Origin of the sequence: Janthinobacterium sp. P210006, from assembly GCF_036231885.1 — a bacterium.
In the GTDB taxonomy this organism is placed as follows: Bacteria; Pseudomonadota; Gammaproteobacteria; order Burkholderiales; family Burkholderiaceae_D; genus Janthinobacterium; species Janthinobacterium violaceinigrum.
In genome coordinates, this window is record NZ_JAZARD010000004.1 from 77,141 (window position 1) to 92,905 (window position 15,765).

General features: G+C 64.2%; 14 protein-coding genes. 9 read left to right on the forward strand and 5 right to left on the reverse strand.

Annotated features, from left to right (window positions below; all coding sequences use genetic code 11):
- The first annotated feature begins 101 nt into the window (after nucleotides 1-101).
- On the forward strand, nucleotides 102-1,106 hold the full coding sequence (locus tag VPH41_RS20070) for a GlxA family transcriptional regulator (RefSeq protein ID WP_152284001.1): 1,005 nt from the start codon (nucleotides 102-104) through the stop codon (nucleotides 1,104-1,106).
- A gap of 4 nt (nucleotides 1,107-1,110) precedes the next feature.
- Here the strand turns inward: VPH41_RS20070 and VPH41_RS20075 are convergent, their stop codons facing one another.
- On the reverse strand, nucleotides 1,111-1,344 hold the full coding sequence (locus VPH41_RS20075; protein ID WP_152284002.1) for a hypothetical protein: 234 nt from the start codon (nucleotides 1,342-1,344) through the stop codon (nucleotides 1,111-1,113).
- Nucleotides 1,345-1,459: 115 nt separating this feature from the next.
- Nucleotides 1,460-2,566, reverse strand: a complete 1,107-nt coding sequence (locus VPH41_RS20080; RefSeq protein WP_035824324.1) for an S-(hydroxymethyl)glutathione dehydrogenase/class III alcohol dehydrogenase — start codon at nucleotides 2,564-2,566, stop codon at nucleotides 1,460-1,462.
- 309 nt (nucleotides 2,567-2,875) lie between these two features.
- Here VPH41_RS20080 and VPH41_RS20085 point away from each other — a divergent pair, with 309 nt between their 5' ends.
- The 3 genes from VPH41_RS20085 (at nucleotide 2,876) to VPH41_RS20095 (ending at nucleotide 5,775) form a co-directional block, all read left to right on the forward strand.
- Nucleotides 2,876-4,327 carry a PQQ-dependent sugar dehydrogenase gene (locus tag VPH41_RS20085; RefSeq protein WP_328571297.1) on the forward strand — a complete coding sequence of 484 codons (1,452 nt, stop codon included), beginning with the start codon at nucleotides 2,876-2,878 and terminating at the stop codon, nucleotides 4,325-4,327.
- A 148-nt stretch (nucleotides 4,328-4,475) separates the two neighbouring features.
- Nucleotides 4,476-4,919: a thioesterase family protein gene (locus VPH41_RS20090; RefSeq protein WP_152284004.1), complete on the forward strand. Its 444-nt coding sequence runs from the start codon at nucleotides 4,476-4,478 to the stop codon at nucleotides 4,917-4,919.
- Nucleotides 4,920-4,989: 70 nt separating this feature from the next.
- Nucleotides 4,990-5,775 carry a substrate-binding periplasmic protein gene (locus VPH41_RS20095; RefSeq protein WP_328571298.1) on the forward strand — a complete coding sequence of 262 codons (786 nt, stop codon included), beginning with the start codon at nucleotides 4,990-4,992 and terminating at the stop codon, nucleotides 5,773-5,775.
- Here the strand turns inward: VPH41_RS20095 and VPH41_RS20100 are convergent.
- Both VPH41_RS20100 and VPH41_RS20105 read right to left on the reverse strand, forming a co-directional pair.
- A complete protein-coding gene (locus VPH41_RS20100) occupies nucleotides 5,763-6,305 on the reverse strand; it encodes a DUF3016 domain-containing protein (protein ID WP_328571299.1) in 543 nt (180 codons plus the stop codon). The two genes, VPH41_RS20095 and VPH41_RS20100, sit on opposite strands and share 13 nt — an antisense overlap.
- A 144-nt stretch (nucleotides 6,306-6,449) precedes the next feature.
- Nucleotides 6,450-6,953: a DUF3016 domain-containing protein gene (locus tag VPH41_RS20105; RefSeq protein WP_152284007.1), complete on the reverse strand. Its 504-nt coding sequence runs from the start codon at nucleotides 6,951-6,953 to the stop codon at nucleotides 6,450-6,452.
- A gap of 435 nt (nucleotides 6,954-7,388) precedes the next feature.
- Here VPH41_RS20105 and VPH41_RS20110 point away from each other — a divergent pair, with 435 nt between their 5' ends.
- Nucleotides 7,389-8,894, forward strand: coding sequence for a DUF3369 domain-containing protein (locus tag VPH41_RS20110; protein WP_152257009.1), 1,506 nt, complete (start codon nucleotides 7,389-7,391; stop codon nucleotides 8,892-8,894).
- A gap of 212 nt (nucleotides 8,895-9,106) precedes the next feature.
- Here VPH41_RS20110 and VPH41_RS20115 read toward each other — a convergent pair whose 3' ends face one another.
- Nucleotides 9,107-11,050, reverse strand: a complete 1,944-nt coding sequence (locus VPH41_RS20115; RefSeq protein WP_328571300.1) for a GAF domain-containing sensor histidine kinase — start codon at nucleotides 11,048-11,050, stop codon at nucleotides 9,107-9,109.
- Nucleotides 11,051-11,235: 185 nt separating this feature from the next.
- Between VPH41_RS20115 and VPH41_RS20120 the strand changes: the two genes are divergently transcribed.
- The 4 genes from VPH41_RS20120 to VPH41_RS20135 all read left to right on the forward strand — a co-directional run bounded on the left by VPH41_RS20120 (nucleotide 11,236) and on the right by VPH41_RS20135 (nucleotide 15,752).
- Nucleotides 11,236-12,783 carry a C13 family peptidase gene (locus VPH41_RS20120; protein WP_328571301.1) on the forward strand — a complete coding sequence of 516 codons (1,548 nt, stop codon included), beginning with the start codon at nucleotides 11,236-11,238 and terminating at the stop codon, nucleotides 12,781-12,783.
- Nucleotides 12,784-12,825: 42 nt separating this feature from the next.
- On the forward strand, nucleotides 12,826-13,188 hold the full coding sequence (gene czcI / locus VPH41_RS20125) for a cation efflux protein, CzcI family (RefSeq protein WP_328571302.1): 363 nt from the start codon (nucleotides 12,826-12,828) through the stop codon (nucleotides 13,186-13,188).
- Between the two features lie 107 nt (nucleotides 13,189-13,295).
- Nucleotides 13,296-14,534: a TolC family protein gene (locus VPH41_RS20130; RefSeq protein WP_328571303.1), complete on the forward strand. Its 1,239-nt coding sequence runs from the start codon at nucleotides 13,296-13,298 to the stop codon at nucleotides 14,532-14,534.
- 12 nt (nucleotides 14,535-14,546) lie between these two features.
- Complete coding sequence (locus tag VPH41_RS20135) at nucleotides 14,547-15,752, forward strand: efflux RND transporter periplasmic adaptor subunit (RefSeq protein ID WP_328571304.1); 1,206 nt, start codon at nucleotides 14,547-14,549, stop codon at nucleotides 15,750-15,752.
- Nucleotides 15,753-15,765 lie beyond the last annotated feature (13 nt).

Genomic DNA, 15,765 nt, shown 5'->3' on the forward strand with positions numbered 1-15,765 from the left:
CGATGGGTGGGGAGCCAGCGGGCGCGCGGATTATTTCATGCTAACCTACGCCATCGCTGTTGTTGCATTATGGCAGTATTTATCCCCCTCGCGCATATCGCATGATCAAGCAAAGTCCCAAAGAATTCCCCCTGCGCACCGTCGACATCATCGTCTATCCCGGCTTCAAAGCGCTCGAAGCCATCGGCGCCATGAAGGTGTTTGACTACGCCAACACCCATTTGCGCCTGCGCAACCTGCCCGGCGGCTACGACGTGCGCATCGCCTCGACGGCCATCGGCCCCGTCGAGTCGGACACCCTGATGTCGCTGCACGCCAGCAAGGCGCTCGATGCGCACCGCCTGCCCGACCTGGCCGTCATCGTCGGCTGCCACCACGTCGAACAAGTCTTGCAGGACATCCCCGCCCTCGCCGCCTGGGTGGCCGAGGCGGCGCCCCGCATCGATACCCTGGCGGCCCTGTGCACGGGCTGCTTCTTCCTGGCCGAAGCCGGCGTGCTCGACGGCAAGAGCGCGGCCACGCACTGGAGCGCCGTGGACAGCCTGCGCCAGCGCTATCCATTGATACAGGTCAATGCCGATGCGATTTTCGTGCGGGAAGGGAAATTCTGGACGTCGGCCGGCGTGACGGCCGGCATCGACCTGGCGCTGGCCCTGGTGGAAGACGATTTCAGCCGCGATATCGCGCTGGAAGTGGCGCGCGACCTGGTGGTGTACCTGAAACGGCCCGGCGGCCAGTCGCAGTTTTCCGTGCACCTGTCGAGCCAGATGACCACGCATCCCACCATCCGCCAGTTGCAGGGCTGGATCATGGAACACCTGGCAGATGAGCTCACTGTGCCGCTGCTGGCGGCCAGGCTGGCCATGAGCGAGCGCAATTTTACGCGCGTGTTCCAGCGCGAAACGGGCACCAGCCCCACGGAATTCATCGACACGGCCCGCTTCGAAGTGGCGCGCCGCTTGCTGGAAGACAATGTGTCTTCCTTAAAACAGGTGGCCGTGCAGGCGGGCTTGCACAGCGAGGAAAGGCTGCGCCGCCTGTTTCAAAAGAAACTCGCCATCACGCCGCGCGACTACCGCGAGCGCTTTTCCAGCACGGCGCGCTAGGACGTCAGCGCGGCTTGCCGTGACGCACGTGACGCGTGGCCAGTTGGCGGTTCTGCCGGGCCAGCGGCGTAAACAAGAGTGCGCACAGCAGATACGTGGCCAGCAGCGCCAGCCAGATGGCGGGCGTGGCGAGGCTGGCGGCATTGCTCCACCACAAGGCCAGCAGGGAAGACAGGGCCGCGCCGAGGAAGACGGGCAGCATGCGGCGCAAAGTCGCGAGATAGGCAGTGGCAAACATAACGGCTCCCAAAGCAAGGCGGATGCCTTCACACTAGCAGGGGCAGGCGGCGAAGTACAGCCTGCCGCCCTGCCCCGTCCGTCAAGTGTTGCGCAATGAGTACATTGCGTGCCGCTTAGTACAGCACGACGGAACGGATCGATTCGCCGCTCTTCATCAGGTCGAAGCCTTCATTGATGCGTTCGAGCGGCAAACGGTGCGTGATCAGGTCGTCAATGTTGAGCTTGCCTTCCATGTACCAGTCGACGATCTTCGGCACGTCCGTGCGTCCGCGCGCGCCGCCGAAGGCCGAACCGCGCCATTCGCGTCCCGTCACCAGCTGGAATGGACGCGTGGAAATTTCCTGGCCGGCCGCCGCCACGCCGATGATGAACGACTTGCCCCAACCCTTGTGCGTGCACTCGAGCGCCTGGCGCATCAGGGTCGTGTTGCCCACGCACTCGAAGCTGTAGTCGGCGCCGCCGTCCGTCAGCTGCACGATGGCGTCGACGACGTTCTCCACTTCGTTCGGGTTGATGAAATGCGTCATGCCGAACTTGCGCGCGATGGCCTGACGCGCGGGGTTGATGTCGATGCCGATGATCTTGTCGGCGCCCACCATCTTGGCCGCCTGGATCACGTTCAGGCCGATGCCGCCCAGGCCGAACACGGCCACGTTGGCGCCCGCCTCGACCTTGGCCGAGAACAGGACAGCGCCCACGCCCGTCGTCACGCCGCAGCCGATGTAGCACACCTTGTCGAACGGCGCGTCTTCGCGGATCTTCGCCAGCGCGATTTCCGGCACGACGATGTAGTTCGAGAACGTGGACGTGCCCATGTAGTGGAACAGCGGCTGGCCATTGAGCGAGAAGCGGCTGGTAGCGTCCGGCATCAGGCCGCGGCCCTGCGTGGAGCGGATGGCCTGACACAGATTCGTCTTTTGCGACAGGCAGAACTTGCACTGGCGGCATTCCGGTGTGTACAGGGGGATGACGTGGTCATCCTTTTTCAGGGTCGTCACGCCCGGACCCACGTCGACGACGACGCCGGCCCCTTCGTGGCCCAGGATGGCGGGGAAGATGCCTTCCGGATCGGCGCCCGACAGGGTGTAGTAATCGGTATGGCAAATGCCCGTGGCTTTCAGCTCGACCAGCACTTCGCCGGCGCGCGGGCCGGCCAGGTCGACTTCTTCGATGGTCAGCGGGGCGCCCGCCTTCCAGGCAATCGCGGCTTTGGTTTTCATGGGATGTCTTCCTGCTCGGTTTCAGATGCGCCATTATCGGGCGCGGGCAGGCGCGGCGGGACCAGCGGCCCCGCGCTTGTCTGAAAACGCGGCGCATTTGTCCGATGCCGCCGCAAGGTGCAGCAGCGCACGGACGCGCGGCGGGCGCCAGGCGTACGCTTGCGCAAGCTCAATCTTGCGGGCATAAAAACGCGCATTCTTGACGCAACGGCATTCCCATGATGTATGTCCCTTGACGTATTTCCCTTGATGCATCGCCCTGACTCGCCCCGCTGACTCGCCATTTCATCGTTCCTCCAGGAGACTGACATGCGCAACGTACTATCCCGACTGCCCATCGCCTGGCCAGCCCTGCTGCTGGCATGCTGCCTGGCCCTGCTGTCTTCCTGCGGCGGCGGGGGCGGCCACTACCCGCCCGGCGCCGCGACCGGCAGCCTGGCCGTGACCATCGGCGGCTTGCCGGCCGGCGTGGCGGGCGCCGTCACGCTCAGCGGTCCCGGGGCCTACAGCAAGCTGCTGACGGCAAGCGCCACCCTGACGGACCTGGCGCCCGGCGCCTACGCGCTCAACGCCGCCAGCGTGGCGCAAGGCACGGGCACGCTGGCGCCCACGCCCGTCACGCAGCAGGTGCAAGTCAATGCGGGCGCGACGGCCAGCGCCAGCGTCAGCTATGCAGCCACGGCGCCGCTGGCCCTGGCCCTGCAAGAGGTGGCCAGCGGCCTGGACGCCCCCATCTTCCTCACGGCGCCGAGCGGCGACAGCCGCCTCTTCATCCTCGAACGCCCCGGCCGCATCCGCGTGCTGCAAAACGGCAACCTGCTGGCCACGCCCTTCCTCGACATCGGCACGTTGACCAGCACCAGCGGCGAGCGGGGCTTGCTGTCGCTGGCCTTCCATCCGCAATACGCGAGCAATGGCTATTTCTTCATCTATTACACCAATCTGGCGGGCGATATCGTCATCGAGCGGCGACAAGTGTCGGCCGGCAACGCCAACGTGGCCGATCCCCTGTCCGCGCTGACCATCCTCACGATTGCCCACCCCACCTTCAGCAACCACTATGGCGGCCTGCTCAGCTTTGGCCCGGACGGCTACCTGTACGCGGGCACGGGCGACGGCGGCAGCGCGGGTGACCCGCCCGGCAATGCGCAAAACACGAATGTGCTGCTCGGTAAACTGCTGCGCCTGGACGTCAGCGCCAGCAGCGTAGCCCAGCCGTACGCCATTCCGGCTGGTAATCCGTTTGCCGGCACGGCGGGCGCGCGGGGCGAGATCTGGGCGTATGGCTTGCGCAATCCGTGGCGCTACGCCTTCGACGTGCCGGCCCAGCTGCTGTACATCGCCGACGTGGGCCAGGCCAACTGGGAAGAGGTCGACGTGCGTCCCGTCTCCCAGGCGGGCAACAACTATGGCTGGAACGTCATGGAAGGCGCGCACTGCTACAACAGCAGCAGTTGCAGCCAGGCGGGCCTGGTCCTGCCTGCCATCGAATACGGCCACGATGCGGCCGGCGGCTGCTCGATCACGGGCGGCTATGTGTACCGCGGCACGGCCCTGCCGGAACTGGCGGGACAGTACCTGTATTCGGACTATTGCAGCGGCTGGCTGAAGGGTTTCAGCTACGGCAATGGCACGGCCTCCGCCGTGACGGACTGGGGCATCACGAACGTGGGCAATATCCTGTCCTTCGGCCAGGATGCTCAAAACGAACTGTACATGCTGAGCGGCACGGGCAAGGTCTACCGGATCGTGCGCAAGTAAGCATGCGCCAATCAGCGTGGGCCAATACGCGTGCGCCGCTGAAGCGGGCTCACGCACGCGGCCAGGGGCGTTTTTCGACGGGGCGCGGGGAACCGGCTAGAATGGGTTTTTTTCCGCCGCGCCCTGCGCCCCAGCTCAAGAGAACACCATGGCCCGTTTGAAACTTGAATTTCCTGAAGACCAGTACTGCTATTCCTCGCAACTGACGGTACGCACCACGGACATCAATGCCGGCAACCATCTCGGCAACGATTCCATGATTTCCATGATTTCCGAGGCACGCGCCCGCTTCCTGTTCGAATATGGCGTGCGCGACATCGAAGCGGACGGCACCGGCATCATCGTCACCGACCTGGCCACCACCTACCGCGCCGAAGCCCATGCGCGCGACCAGCTGCTGTTCGAAGTGGGCGTCATGGATTTCAATAAATATGGCGGCGACATCACTTTCCGCATCACGCGTCCGCGCGACAGCACCCTGATCGCGATGGCCAAGTCCGGCTTTGTGTTTTTCAACTATAAGCTCAGCCAGGTCGTCCCCATGCCCGAAGATTTCGGCAGCAAGTTCCCGCAGGTGAACTGGGTCGATTAAGGAACGGATTCAGCGGGCACCCTGCCGTCATGCTGTATGCTTGCCAGGAAGACATTAAAACTGGAGCGGCATGCAATCAGCGATAACGGCAAGACTGTGCCTGGCCTTGGCCCTGCTGGGCCCGTGGCCGGCCGCCCTGGCCGCGCCGCAAACCGTCATCCTGTACGGCGACGACGACTATGCGCCGTACAGCTATGTGGAAAACGGCGTCTTCAAGGGCATGTATATCGATATCCTGCGCCTGGCGGCCAGCGCGATGCCCGCTTACCGGCTGGAACTGCAGCCGCGCCCCTGGAAACGGGGACTCGATGCGCTGGAAAAAGGCCAGGTGTTCGGCCTGTTCCCGCCGGGACGCAAGACGGAGCGGCCGTACGTGCAGCCGTATTCGGCCGTGCTGTACCGCGAATCCGTGGTCCTGTTCTGCCATGACGCCGTCATGCGCACGCCGCGCACGCGCTTTCCCGCCGACTTTGCCGGCCTGACCATCGGCGTGAACACGGGTTTCTTGCTGTCGGAAAAATTGATGGCGCCGGCCCGCCAGGGGCTGCTGCACCTGGAAGCGGCCAAGGGCAATGAAGCCAACCTGAAGAAACTGGCCCTGCGGCGCATCGATTGCTATGCCAGCGACCGCGGCGCGGCCCGCCACACGGCGTACCGGCTGCGCGGCGAGCTGGCCCGCTACGGCTTTGCCTTGCATGAAGTGCTGGAACTGTCGTCCGAAGACACGTATATCGCCTACAGCGCGCGCAACACGCCGGCCTACAAGGCCGATTTCGTCGCGCAGATGAATGCCGCCCTGCTGGCCCTGCGCCAAAGCGGCCAGCTGGCGCGCATCGAAGCGGCTTATTTGCGCTGAACGTCGCGCGGCTGCAAGGTCATGACGGGACGGCTGCGGCCCTGGGGCTGGACGCCGAAGGTATTCTTGAACCAATCGTCGATCATGCGCTTTTCATAGCGCAAGGCATCGTTGCTGGGATAGCGATTGATATGCTGCAAATAGGACATGTCCGACAGATAGGCATTGCCGCTGGCGATGACCTTGCCCTGCTGCTCGAGCGTATAGCGCAAGCGCAGCCGCGGCCAGTCCGCGCGGCCCGTCATCACGCGCACATCGAAGGCGCCGCGCCGCGCCGGGTCTTCGCGCCCCGCCAGGTCGACATCGGTGATCTCGATCCGGAGGTCCTGGCCGTGGGGCAAGCCCTTGCCCAGCCAGCTAAAGTGATTGGCCAGGCCCTCCAGAACCTGCTCCCGGTCTCGCGAACTGAACGGCACATCGGAATAGTCGTCGGGCTTGTCGAACGTCACCTGGACGCCCGCCCAGGCGCTGCTGCCAGCGGCCAGCGCCAAGGCGGCTATCCATGCCTTCGTCATGCTGGAAATACGCATATGCATTCCTTTCAGAAAGTTCACGGGCAGGCAGCCGCCGCACTGCCGGCATCTGCCTGTTTCCCGTTTGACTATAGCCTGAAGTGAAAATTTCCGGAGCGCAATACGTTTCGTGCAGCGCAGGCCCGGCGCCCAGCCGGCAGCTTACTTGCGGGCCTTGCGCTTGACCTTGACGCCGAAGGTGTCGGCATACCATTCGTCGATCATCAGCTTTTCATAACGCAACTTTTCATTGCTGAAGTAGGGATTGATGCGGCTCAGGTAAGACATGTCGGACAGCGCGGCATCGGCGCTGCTGATGACCTTGCCATTCTGTTCCAGCACATAGTGCAGGCGCATGCGCGGCCAGTCGACCCGGCCATTCATGACGCGGATATCCTGGCCGGCACGCAGGTTGGGATTTTCACGTCCCGCCAGGTCCACGTCCGTGACGTCGATTTTCAAGGTCTGCCCGGGCGGCAGCAATGCGCCCAGCTTTTCGAAATGCCGGCTCAGTTCTTTCAACACCTCTTCCCGCTCGTGCGGGTCGAACGGCACATCCGTGAATTGATCCGGCTTGCTGAAATGCACTTCCGTTCCTGCCCAGGCCGCGCTGCTGGCCAGCAAGGCCAGACCGGCGATCAGGGCGCGCGTCGTTTGCTTTTGCATGATGTACCCTTTCAGGAAATGTGCGTGGCATGGCGCCACTTTCTTATGCTTGTTTAATATAACGCGCTACCTTCCATTCTGGCGCGTAATTCATACCTTGTTACTTTTCCCCATTTCCGCCAGAACAGCAAGACGCCGTATTTTTTTACAGATTCATTGGCAATATTAACTAAAACAAAGTATTGTCTTGAAAATATAGTTGCCTAAGCGATAAAGTATAGATAGTGTCAGCAGCATGGATTTAAAGTGCCTTTTTGGCATGGATGTTGCATGATTTTAGTCAATTGTTCTTGCTTATTGTTAATACTTAGCTGTCAGTCTACAATCGACAAAATGCGCCCGAAAAACGCGCAACGCCAGTGGTGGCGCACAGCTTAGTCTGGCGCAGGCGTCTCAGCATTGCGTCAGTTATGCCTTTTAGCGGAACTCGTCCTTATGTCATTTTTGTCTTCAGCCTCGCCCAAGTTACCCCCCTGGAAAGTCCTGCTCGTCGACGATGAACCCGACATTCACGACATCACGGAACTGACGCTGAGCCGTTTCCGCCTGGAAGGCCGCGCGCTGAGCTTCGTGCATGCGTACAGCGGCGCCGAGGCCAAGCAGGTGCTGGCGCGCGAAGACGGCATCGCGCTGGTCTTCCTCGACGTGGTGATGGAGCGCGAAGACAGCGGCCTGGAAGTGGCGCGCTGGATGCGCGAAGACCTGGGCAACCAGTTTACGCGCATCGTGCTGCGCACGGGGCAGCCGGGACAGGCGCCGGAAGAACGGGTGATCGTCAACTACGACATCAACGACTACAAGGAAAAGACGGAACTGGACCGCACCAAGCTGTTCACCACCACCTTTGCCGCCCTGCGCGCCTACCGCGACATCATGAAGGTGGAAGAGGCGCGCCAGGCCCAGCTCCACTACCGCGAAGGCCTCGAGCGCGTGATCGCCGCCTCGGCGCACATCTTCAAGCAGCGCAACCTGCGCGACTTCGCCAGCGGCCTGCTGCAGCAGGTCGTCGCCCTGCTGCGCCTGGAAACGAGCATGCTGCTGCGCCTGCGCGGCGCCAGCGCCATCTCGGGCGAGCAGGATTATGAAATCCTCGCGCAGATCGGCGACACGGACGATGGCATCCTCAGCCCGTCCCTGCTGTCGCAGCTGGACGATGCCAAGAGCAACAAGATTTCGCGCCTGCATGGCGACACCTATGTCGGCTACTTCCCGAACAGCAGCGGCAAGGCGTCCTTGCTGGTACTCAAGGGCGTGGAAGAAATCTCCGACCTCGATGCGCAGCTGCTGGAAGTGTTCTGCTCGGGCGTGGCCATCGCCTTCGACAATATCCTGCTGACGCAGGAAATCACCGATACCCAGGCCGAACTGATCCTGCGCCTGGGCGACGTGGTCGAATCGCGCTCGCACGAAGGGGGCAACCACGTGCGCCGCATGGCCGAAGTGTGCCAGCTGCTGGCGCAAGCCTCCGGCATGTCGGCGGAGGAAACCATGGTGCTGCGCCATGCGGCGCCCATGCATGACATCGGCAAGATTTCCACGCCCGACGCCGTGCTGCTGAAACCCGGCAAGCTCGATGCGGCCGAATGGGAAATCATGAAGCAGCATCCGACGGTGGGCATGTCCATCCTCGACGGCTCGCAGCGTCCGCTGCTCAAGGCCGCCGCCGTGATCGCCCACCAGCACCACGAAAAATACGACGGCAGCGGCTACCCGCAAGGCCTGGCCGGCGAGCACATCCACAAATACGCGCGCATCGCCGCCGTGGCCGACGTCTTCGACGCCCTCATGCACAAGCGCTGCTACAAGGACGCCTGGCCGCTGGAACGCGTGGTGGGTTACCTGCGCGAAGTGAGCGGCAGCCACCTGGACCCGCAGTATGTGGAGTTGCTGATTGCCAATCTCGACGAAGCGCTTGCGCTGAATCAACGTTTCCCTGATTAGGCTCCGGATTCCAGATTTAACCCAAGAGCAGATACCGGGGTCAGACCCGCAGGGTCTGACCCCGGCTTCACGGGCCAAGCGGACCTGAAAAATGTCGAGGGCAAGGCGCAGCGACGCAGACAGTACGCCAGTACGGCAGTACGGCAAGGAGCTGCAACGCCGCCGTCGGCATTTTCTCAGGCCCGCGTCTCCGGCCCGCCGTTTTCAGGCTTTCAAGCGCTCTTCGGCTCCAATGGGAAACGGATCTTGTAGTGCAATCCCATCCCCGGCGCACTGACCACCTTCACCGTACCGCCCAGCGGCCCCGTCACCAGGTTGTACAGGATGTGTGCGCCCAGGCCGCTGCCGCCCGAGCCCCGCTTGGTCGTGAAGAAGGGGTCGAACAGCTGGCCCAGGGTGGCGCTGTCCATGCCCATGCCGTCGTCGCTGTAATCGAGTTCCAGCGTCTCGCCGGCCGTGCGCACGCCGATCTTGATCTTGCCCGGCTCGCCTTCGGCAAAGCCGTGCACGAGGGAATTGACCACCATGTTCGTGACGATCTGCGAGACGGCGCCCGGATAGCTGCGCAACTGCACGTCGGGCGCGCACTCGATGTCCACCTTGATGGGCTTGCCCTTGAGCTTGGGCTGCAGCGAGAGCAGGATTTCATCGAGGTATTTGCGCAGATTGAAGCTGCGCAACTCATCCGAGGACTGGTCCACGGCCACCTGCTTGAAGCTGCGCACCAGCGCCGCGGCGCGCTGCGTATTCGTCGTCATGATGCGCAGGGTCTGGTCGATGATGTCGAAAAACTGGCGCAAGCCGTCTTCATCGAGCTGGCCGCCGTCCAGGTCTTCGCGCGTGAGCTTCAATTCCTGCACCAGGTGGCTGGTGGCCGTGACGCAAATGCCCAGCGGCGTATTGATTTCATGCGCCACGCCCGCCACCAGGCGGCCCAGCGACGCGAGCTTCTCCTGGCGCACCAGTTCCGACTGCGCTTCCTGCAAGGCGTTCAGGGCGCTGTTCAGGGCCGCATTCTGCTCTTCCAGCGCTTCCTTGGCCCGGCGCATGGCGCTGTCGGCCTGGATGCGGGCCATCGCCACGGCCACGTGGCTGGCCATGAAGGCCAGCACGTCCAGTTCCGCCTGGCCATACACGACGGACGAGTCGTAGCTTTGCACGATGATCACACCATACTTGCGCTCGCCCAGCAGCATGGGCGCGCCCATCCAGCTGGCGATGCTGGTATTGCCCAGCGGCTCTTCCATCTCGCCGCTGGCCACCAGCGCCGCATAGCTGTCCGCATCGAGCAGGCAAGCCTGGCGCCGCGCCAGCACATACGAACTCATGCCGATGCCGTAATGAAAGCGTTTCACGGGCGCCTGCGCATCTTTTTCATCGACAAAATACGGGATCGTGATGTCCTTGTTGTCCGGGTGATACAGGGCGATGAGAAAATTCTTTGCCGTCACCAGCTCGCTGATGATGGCGTGCAGGCGCGTGTACAAGGTCGTCGCGTCGGAGGCCTGCGCCGACAGGTTGGCGATTTCATACAGCGCATGCTGCAGGTTTTCCGCGCGGCGCCGCTCGGCCACTTCGTGCGCCAGCAGCGCCGTGCGCTCCTGTACCGCCTTTTCCAGCCGGTCCATGCTTTGCATGCCCTGCAGGGCGCTCGACACGTGCGTGGCGATCAGCGCGAACAGGGCCTGGTCTTCCAGGCTGAAGCGGTGCTGGGCATCGTAGCTCTGGATGACGATGGCGCCCAGCACCTGGTGCTGCTGGTCCAGCAGCGGGCAGCCGATCCAGTGCTCGGCCGCCGTGCCGCCGCCCCAGGCGCCGCCATCGATGGCGCGCATGGCGTCGTCGTCGGCCGTCATCACCAGCTGCTTGCGGTTGACGATCACCCACGCCGTGGGCGACTGCGCCGCGCTGGCCAGGCGCACGCCCTCGTCCGGATCGGGCGCGGCATCGAATTCATCGACAAAATAGGGAAAGCGCACGAGGCCGTCGTCGCGGTCGCTGAGCGCGACATAAAAGTTCGCCGCGTACATGATGCGCCCCAGCGCCGCATGCACCGCCTGCAGGAATTCGCTGATATCGCTGCAGGTGCTCGAGCGCTGCCCGATTTCCAGCAACACGGTTTGAACGGCTTCCAGGCGGCTGAGACGACTTTCCATGGGTGACTGTGTGCCTTGTGTAAGTATATGTTCTGAAAATCAATATTATCAGTTCAGCTCCGCCTTGGCACGGCATAAAACGGAGAATCTTGCCTTGAGGCAGAGCAACACACGCTACGCCAGCATTTGCCACCTTGGCGATACAGTGGCAGACTAGGCCCCTTCCTACAGACCAGACCGTCCTCATGACCGCCACGCTACGCGCCTCGCTTCGCCCCTACACCCTCGCCGGCCTGCTGGCCTTTGCCGCGCTGGGCATGCCGCCCCTGTGCGCCGCGCCAGCCAAGGTGCCGGCGGCGGAGACGGCCGATGGAGGACGCTATTTCGGCCCCCTCGTCGCGGGCAAGATGCATGGCCAGGGCCGGCTCGAATACGCGAGCGGCGCGTTTTACGAAGGGGGCTTCGCGCGCGGCGTGTTTTCCGGCCAGGGCACGCTGCGCCAGTCCTCGGGCGTCGAATACGTGGGCGCCTTCCGCCAGGGCGCCTTCGATGGCATCGGCCGCTACACGTCGCCCAAGGGCGAAATCTATGCGGGCAGCTTCGTCAAGGGCAGCTTCGAGGGGATGGGCCGCTTCCAGGGCGCCGACGGCGCCACCTTCGAAGGCCAGTTCAAGCACTGGCGCCCGCACGGCGCCGGCAAGCTGACCGACACGGACGGCACCGTCTTCGAAGGCGAATTCGTCCAGGGCCAGGTGCAGGGCAAGGCCACCGTCACCACCAGCGACGGCATCCACTACGAAGGCGAGCTGAAGGACTGGAAATTCGAGGGCCAGGGCGTGCTGCGCACGGCCGAAGGCGACGAATACCGGGGCGGCTTCAAGAATGGCCAGTTCGACGGCAAGGGCGTGCTGCGCTATGCCGTGGCGCAGGCGGACGGCCGCCGCGAAGACAGCGGCAACTGGACGGAAGGCCAGCTGGACGACCCGGCCCTGGAGAAGCTCACGCGCGACAATATCGAACTGGCCCTGTACAACCAGCGCAGCCTGCTCGACGGCGCCCTGGCGCGCATCGCGCCGCGCGACGGGGCAAAAAAGATCAACCTGTACCTGCTGGGCGTGGCCGGCGATGGCGCGCAGGAAGTGTTTCACCGCGAAACGGCCTTCGTGCAGCGCCAGTTCGACCGCGACTATGGCACCGTGGGCCGCTCCCTGATGCTCGTCAACAGCCGCAACACGGTGGCGCAGCAGCCGATGGCCACGCGCACCAGCATCGCCGCCAGCCTCGACGCGCTGGGCGCGAAGATGGACAAGCAGAACGACGTGCTGTTCCTGTTCCTCACCAGCCACGGCTCGCCCGAGCACGAACTGGCGCTGGCGCAAAACGGCATGGACCTGCACAGCCTGCCCGCGCAGGAACTGGCATCCATGCTCAAGCACAGCGGCATCCGCTGGAAAGTCATCGTGATCTCGGCCTGCTATGCAGGCGGTTTCATCGATGCATTGAAGGATGATCAAACGCTGGTCATCACGGCCGCGCGCCGCGACCGCACCTCGTTCGGCTGCGACGACCAGAACGATTTTACTTATTTCAGCGAAGCGTATTTCAAGGAAGCATTGCCAAAAAGCAGTAGCTTCACGGAAGCGTTCGAGCAGGCCAAAGTGCTGGTGCAAGTGCGCGAAGCGGCCGATTTCAACGAGGGCGGCATGGAAGCGGAAGAACATTCCGAGCCGCAAATGTTCCAGGGCAAGGCCATCGCCGCGCATTTGAAGGCATGGCGCGCCCAGCCGCGCTAAGCGCAGCGCAGCCTTGCTACTTTCTGTACAATAGCCGTCACCATGCGTAAATTCTTCCTCATTTTGCTGCTGTTCGTGCTTCCGCTCCAGATGTCCTGGGCCGCGGCGAGCGCGTATTGCCTGCACGAGGAAGGCAAGGCGGCCCAGCACCTGGGCCACCACAATCACCAGCACAAAGCCGGGGCGGACAAGCAGCCGGCCGGCGACAAGGCCGACAAGCAATCCAAAGGCCAGCCGCACAGCGACTGCAACGTCTGCCATGGCATCGGCCATGCATGGCTGCCGGCCGGCTCCAGCCTGCCCGTCGGCGACACGGCGTCCGTGACTGCGGACACCGCCCCCTTCTTTTACGCTTCCCACATCCCGGACGTTCCCAAGCGTCCCGACTGGTCGTTGGCCATCTAGGCCGACGGGACGTCCCCTTTTGTCATAACGCACTGCGCGCCCTGAAATAATCCGGGCGCAAGCCTGCGCGTCCCGTCGAATTCTTTTTCCGTATTCTGGAGAATTCGATGTACCGATCCCTCTATCTCTTGCTACTCTCCGCTGGCCTGCTGGCCGGCAACTTTGCCCACGCGCAATCTAGCGTGGAAGCGGCCGCGCCCCTGACCTTGCCTGCCGCCCTGGCCCTGGCCGAGGCCGGCAACGCCACCCTGTCGGCCGCCCGCCATGAACTGGCGGCCCAGGGCGGCGCCCTGCAACAGGCGCGCGCCTTGCCCAATCCGGAACTGCAAACCGTGCTGGAAGACACGCGGCGCGCCACGCGCAGCACCACCGTGCAGCTCAATCAATTGATCGAACTGGGCGGCAAACGGGGCGCGCGCGCCGCCGTCGCCCAGCGCGGCGAAGACCTGGCGCACGCGGGCCTGTCCCTGCAGCAAGCCGAAACGCGCGCGGCCGTCACTTCCGCCTTTGTCGACGTGCTGGCGGCGCAGGAAGGCTTGCGCCTGGCCGACAGCGCACAGGCGCTGGCCGCGCGCGCCAGCGACATCACGGCGCGCCGCGTCACGGCCGGCAAGGCCTCGCCCGTCGAGGAAACGCGCGCCCGCGTGGCCGAGGCCAGCGTGCGGCTGGAGCTGAACCTGGCCCGCAGCACCCTGGCCAGCGCCCGCAAGCGCCTGGCCGCCCTGTGGGGCAATGCCGCGCCACGCTTTACCGTCGCCGAGGGTCGCCTGGAAACCTTGCCGGAGCCGCCTGCGGCCAGCGACCTGGCGGCGCGCCTGGCCCAGGCGCCTGCCGTGCGCCAGGCGCAAAGCGCGCTGGCCCAGCGGCAAGCCATGCTGGACGTGGAACAGCGGCGCGCCACGCCCGACGTCACCGTGAGCATCGGCATGAAGCGCTCGGAAGAACTGGGACGCAACCAGGCCATCATCGGCCTGGCCTTGCCCCTGCCCCTGTTCGACCGCAATGCGGGCAACAAACTCGACGCACTGCGCCGCAGCGACAAGGCCAGCGACGAGCTGATCGCCGCCCGCATCGCTGTGCAAACGGCCGTCGCCGCCGCCAGCGAACGGCTGGCCACGGCCAGGCTCGACGTGGAAAGCTTGCGCCAGGACATCTTGCCTGGCGCCCAGAGCGCCTACGACGCGGCCAGCAAGGGTTTCGAGTTCGGCAAGTTCGCCTTCCTCGACGTGCTCGATGCCCAGCGCACCTTGCTGCAAGCCAAAAACCAATACCTGCGCGCGCTGACGGAAGCGCAGCACGCCGCCGCCGACATCGAGCGCCTGCTGGGCACACCAGCTCCCCTGTAAGGAACACCATCCATGAACATCACACTCAACAAAAAGCAGGCGATCGCCATCGCTTCCATCGCGGCGGCCGGTATCGTGCTGGCGGCCCTGATCCTCGGCACGGGCAAGTCCAGCCCCGCGCCGGCCCCTGCCGCCAAGGCGGAAGCGCATGCTGAAAAGAAAGACGAACACGGCCACGAAGCAGTGGAAGGCAGGCTGGAATTGACGGCCGCACAAAGCCGCGCAGCCGGCGTCGTCATCGCCACGGCCGCGCCCGGCCGCATCCAGACCACGGTGGCCCTGCCCGGCGAAATCCGTTTCAACGAAGACCGCACGGCCCACGTCGTGCCGCGCCTGTCCGGCGTGGTGGAGGCCGTGCAGGCGGACCTGGGCCAGCTGGTGAAGAAGGGCCAGGTGCTGGCCGTCATCGCCAGTACGGCGCTGTCGGAACAGCGCAGCGAACTGCTGTCGGCGCAGCGGCGGCTGTCGCTGGCCCGCTCCACGTATGAGCGCGAAGAAAAATTGTGGCGCGAGAAAATTTCGGCCGAACAAGATTATCTGCAGGCGCAGCAAACGTGGCGCGAAGCGGAAATCGCCGTGCAGAACGCGCAGCAAAAGCTCAGCGCGCTGGGCGCCGGCGGCGCCGGCAAGGGACCGCTGAACCGCTACGACATCCGCGCGCCGTTCGACGGCATGGTGCTGGAAAAACACATCACCTTGGGCGAAGCCGTCAAGGAAGACGCGAACATCTTCGTCATTTCCGACCTGTCGACCGTGTGGGCGGAAATCGCCGTGCCCGCAAAAGACCTGGCCACCGTGCGCATGGGAGGCAAGGCAGTGGTCAAAGCGTCCGCCTTCGATGCCAGCGCGCCAGGCACGATCACCTACGTGGGCGCGCTGCTGGGCGAGCAGACGCGCACGGCCAAGGCACGCATCAGCTTGCTGAATCCCGACATGGCGTGGCGCCCGGGCCTGTTCGTCACGGTGGAAGTGGTGTCCGGTGAAGCGGACGCGCCCGTTACCGTGCACAGCACGGCCATCCAGACGGTGGAAGACAAGCCCGTCGTCTTCGTGCAAGTCAAGGATGGCTACCAGGCCACGCCCGTGGTGCTGGGACGCAGCGATGGCAAGTTGACGCACATCAAGCAGGGCCTGGCCGCCGGCACGCCGTACGCGGCGCAAGGCAGCTTTGTCCTCAAATCGGAGCTGGGCAAGGATGCCGCCGGCCACGAACACTGATCACGTCAAGCCA

Excerpts from the sequence above, each read along its gene's own strand:
- VPH41_RS20070 (WP_152284001.1), top strand. The coding sequence starts at position 102 with ATGATCAAGCAAAGTCCCAAAGAATTCCCCCTGCGCACCGTCGACATC.
- VPH41_RS20075 (WP_152284002.1), bottom strand. The coding sequence starts at position 1,344 with ATGTTTGCCACTGCCTATCTCGCGACTTTGCGCCGCATGCTGCCCGTC.
- VPH41_RS20080 (WP_035824324.1), bottom strand. The coding sequence starts at position 2,566 with ATGAAAACCAAAGCCGCGATTGCCTGGAAGGCGGGCGCCCCGCTGACC.
- VPH41_RS20085 (WP_328571297.1), top strand. The coding sequence starts at position 2,876 with ATGCGCAACGTACTATCCCGACTGCCCATCGCCTGGCCAGCCCTGCTG.
- VPH41_RS20090 (WP_152284004.1), top strand. The coding sequence starts at position 4,476 with ATGGCCCGTTTGAAACTTGAATTTCCTGAAGACCAGTACTGCTATTCC.
- VPH41_RS20095 (WP_328571298.1), top strand. The coding sequence starts at position 4,990 with ATGCAATCAGCGATAACGGCAAGACTGTGCCTGGCCTTGGCCCTGCTG.
- VPH41_RS20100 (WP_328571299.1), bottom strand. The coding sequence starts at position 6,305 with ATGCGTATTTCCAGCATGACGAAGGCATGGATAGCCGCCTTGGCGCTG.
- VPH41_RS20105 (WP_152284007.1), bottom strand. The coding sequence starts at position 6,953 with ATGCAAAAGCAAACGACGCGCGCCCTGATCGCCGGTCTGGCCTTGCTG.
- VPH41_RS20110 (WP_152257009.1), top strand. The coding sequence starts at position 7,389 with ATGTCATTTTTGTCTTCAGCCTCGCCCAAGTTACCCCCCTGGAAAGTC.
- VPH41_RS20115 (WP_328571300.1), bottom strand. The coding sequence starts at position 11,050 with ATGGAAAGTCGTCTCAGCCGCCTGGAAGCCGTTCAAACCGTGTTGCTG.
- VPH41_RS20120 (WP_328571301.1), top strand. The coding sequence starts at position 11,236 with ATGACCGCCACGCTACGCGCCTCGCTTCGCCCCTACACCCTCGCCGGC.
- czcI (WP_328571302.1), top strand. The coding sequence starts at position 12,826 with ATGCGTAAATTCTTCCTCATTTTGCTGCTGTTCGTGCTTCCGCTCCAG.
- VPH41_RS20130 (WP_328571303.1), top strand. The coding sequence starts at position 13,296 with ATGTACCGATCCCTCTATCTCTTGCTACTCTCCGCTGGCCTGCTGGCC.
- VPH41_RS20135 (WP_328571304.1), top strand. The coding sequence starts at position 14,547 with ATGAACATCACACTCAACAAAAAGCAGGCGATCGCCATCGCTTCCATC.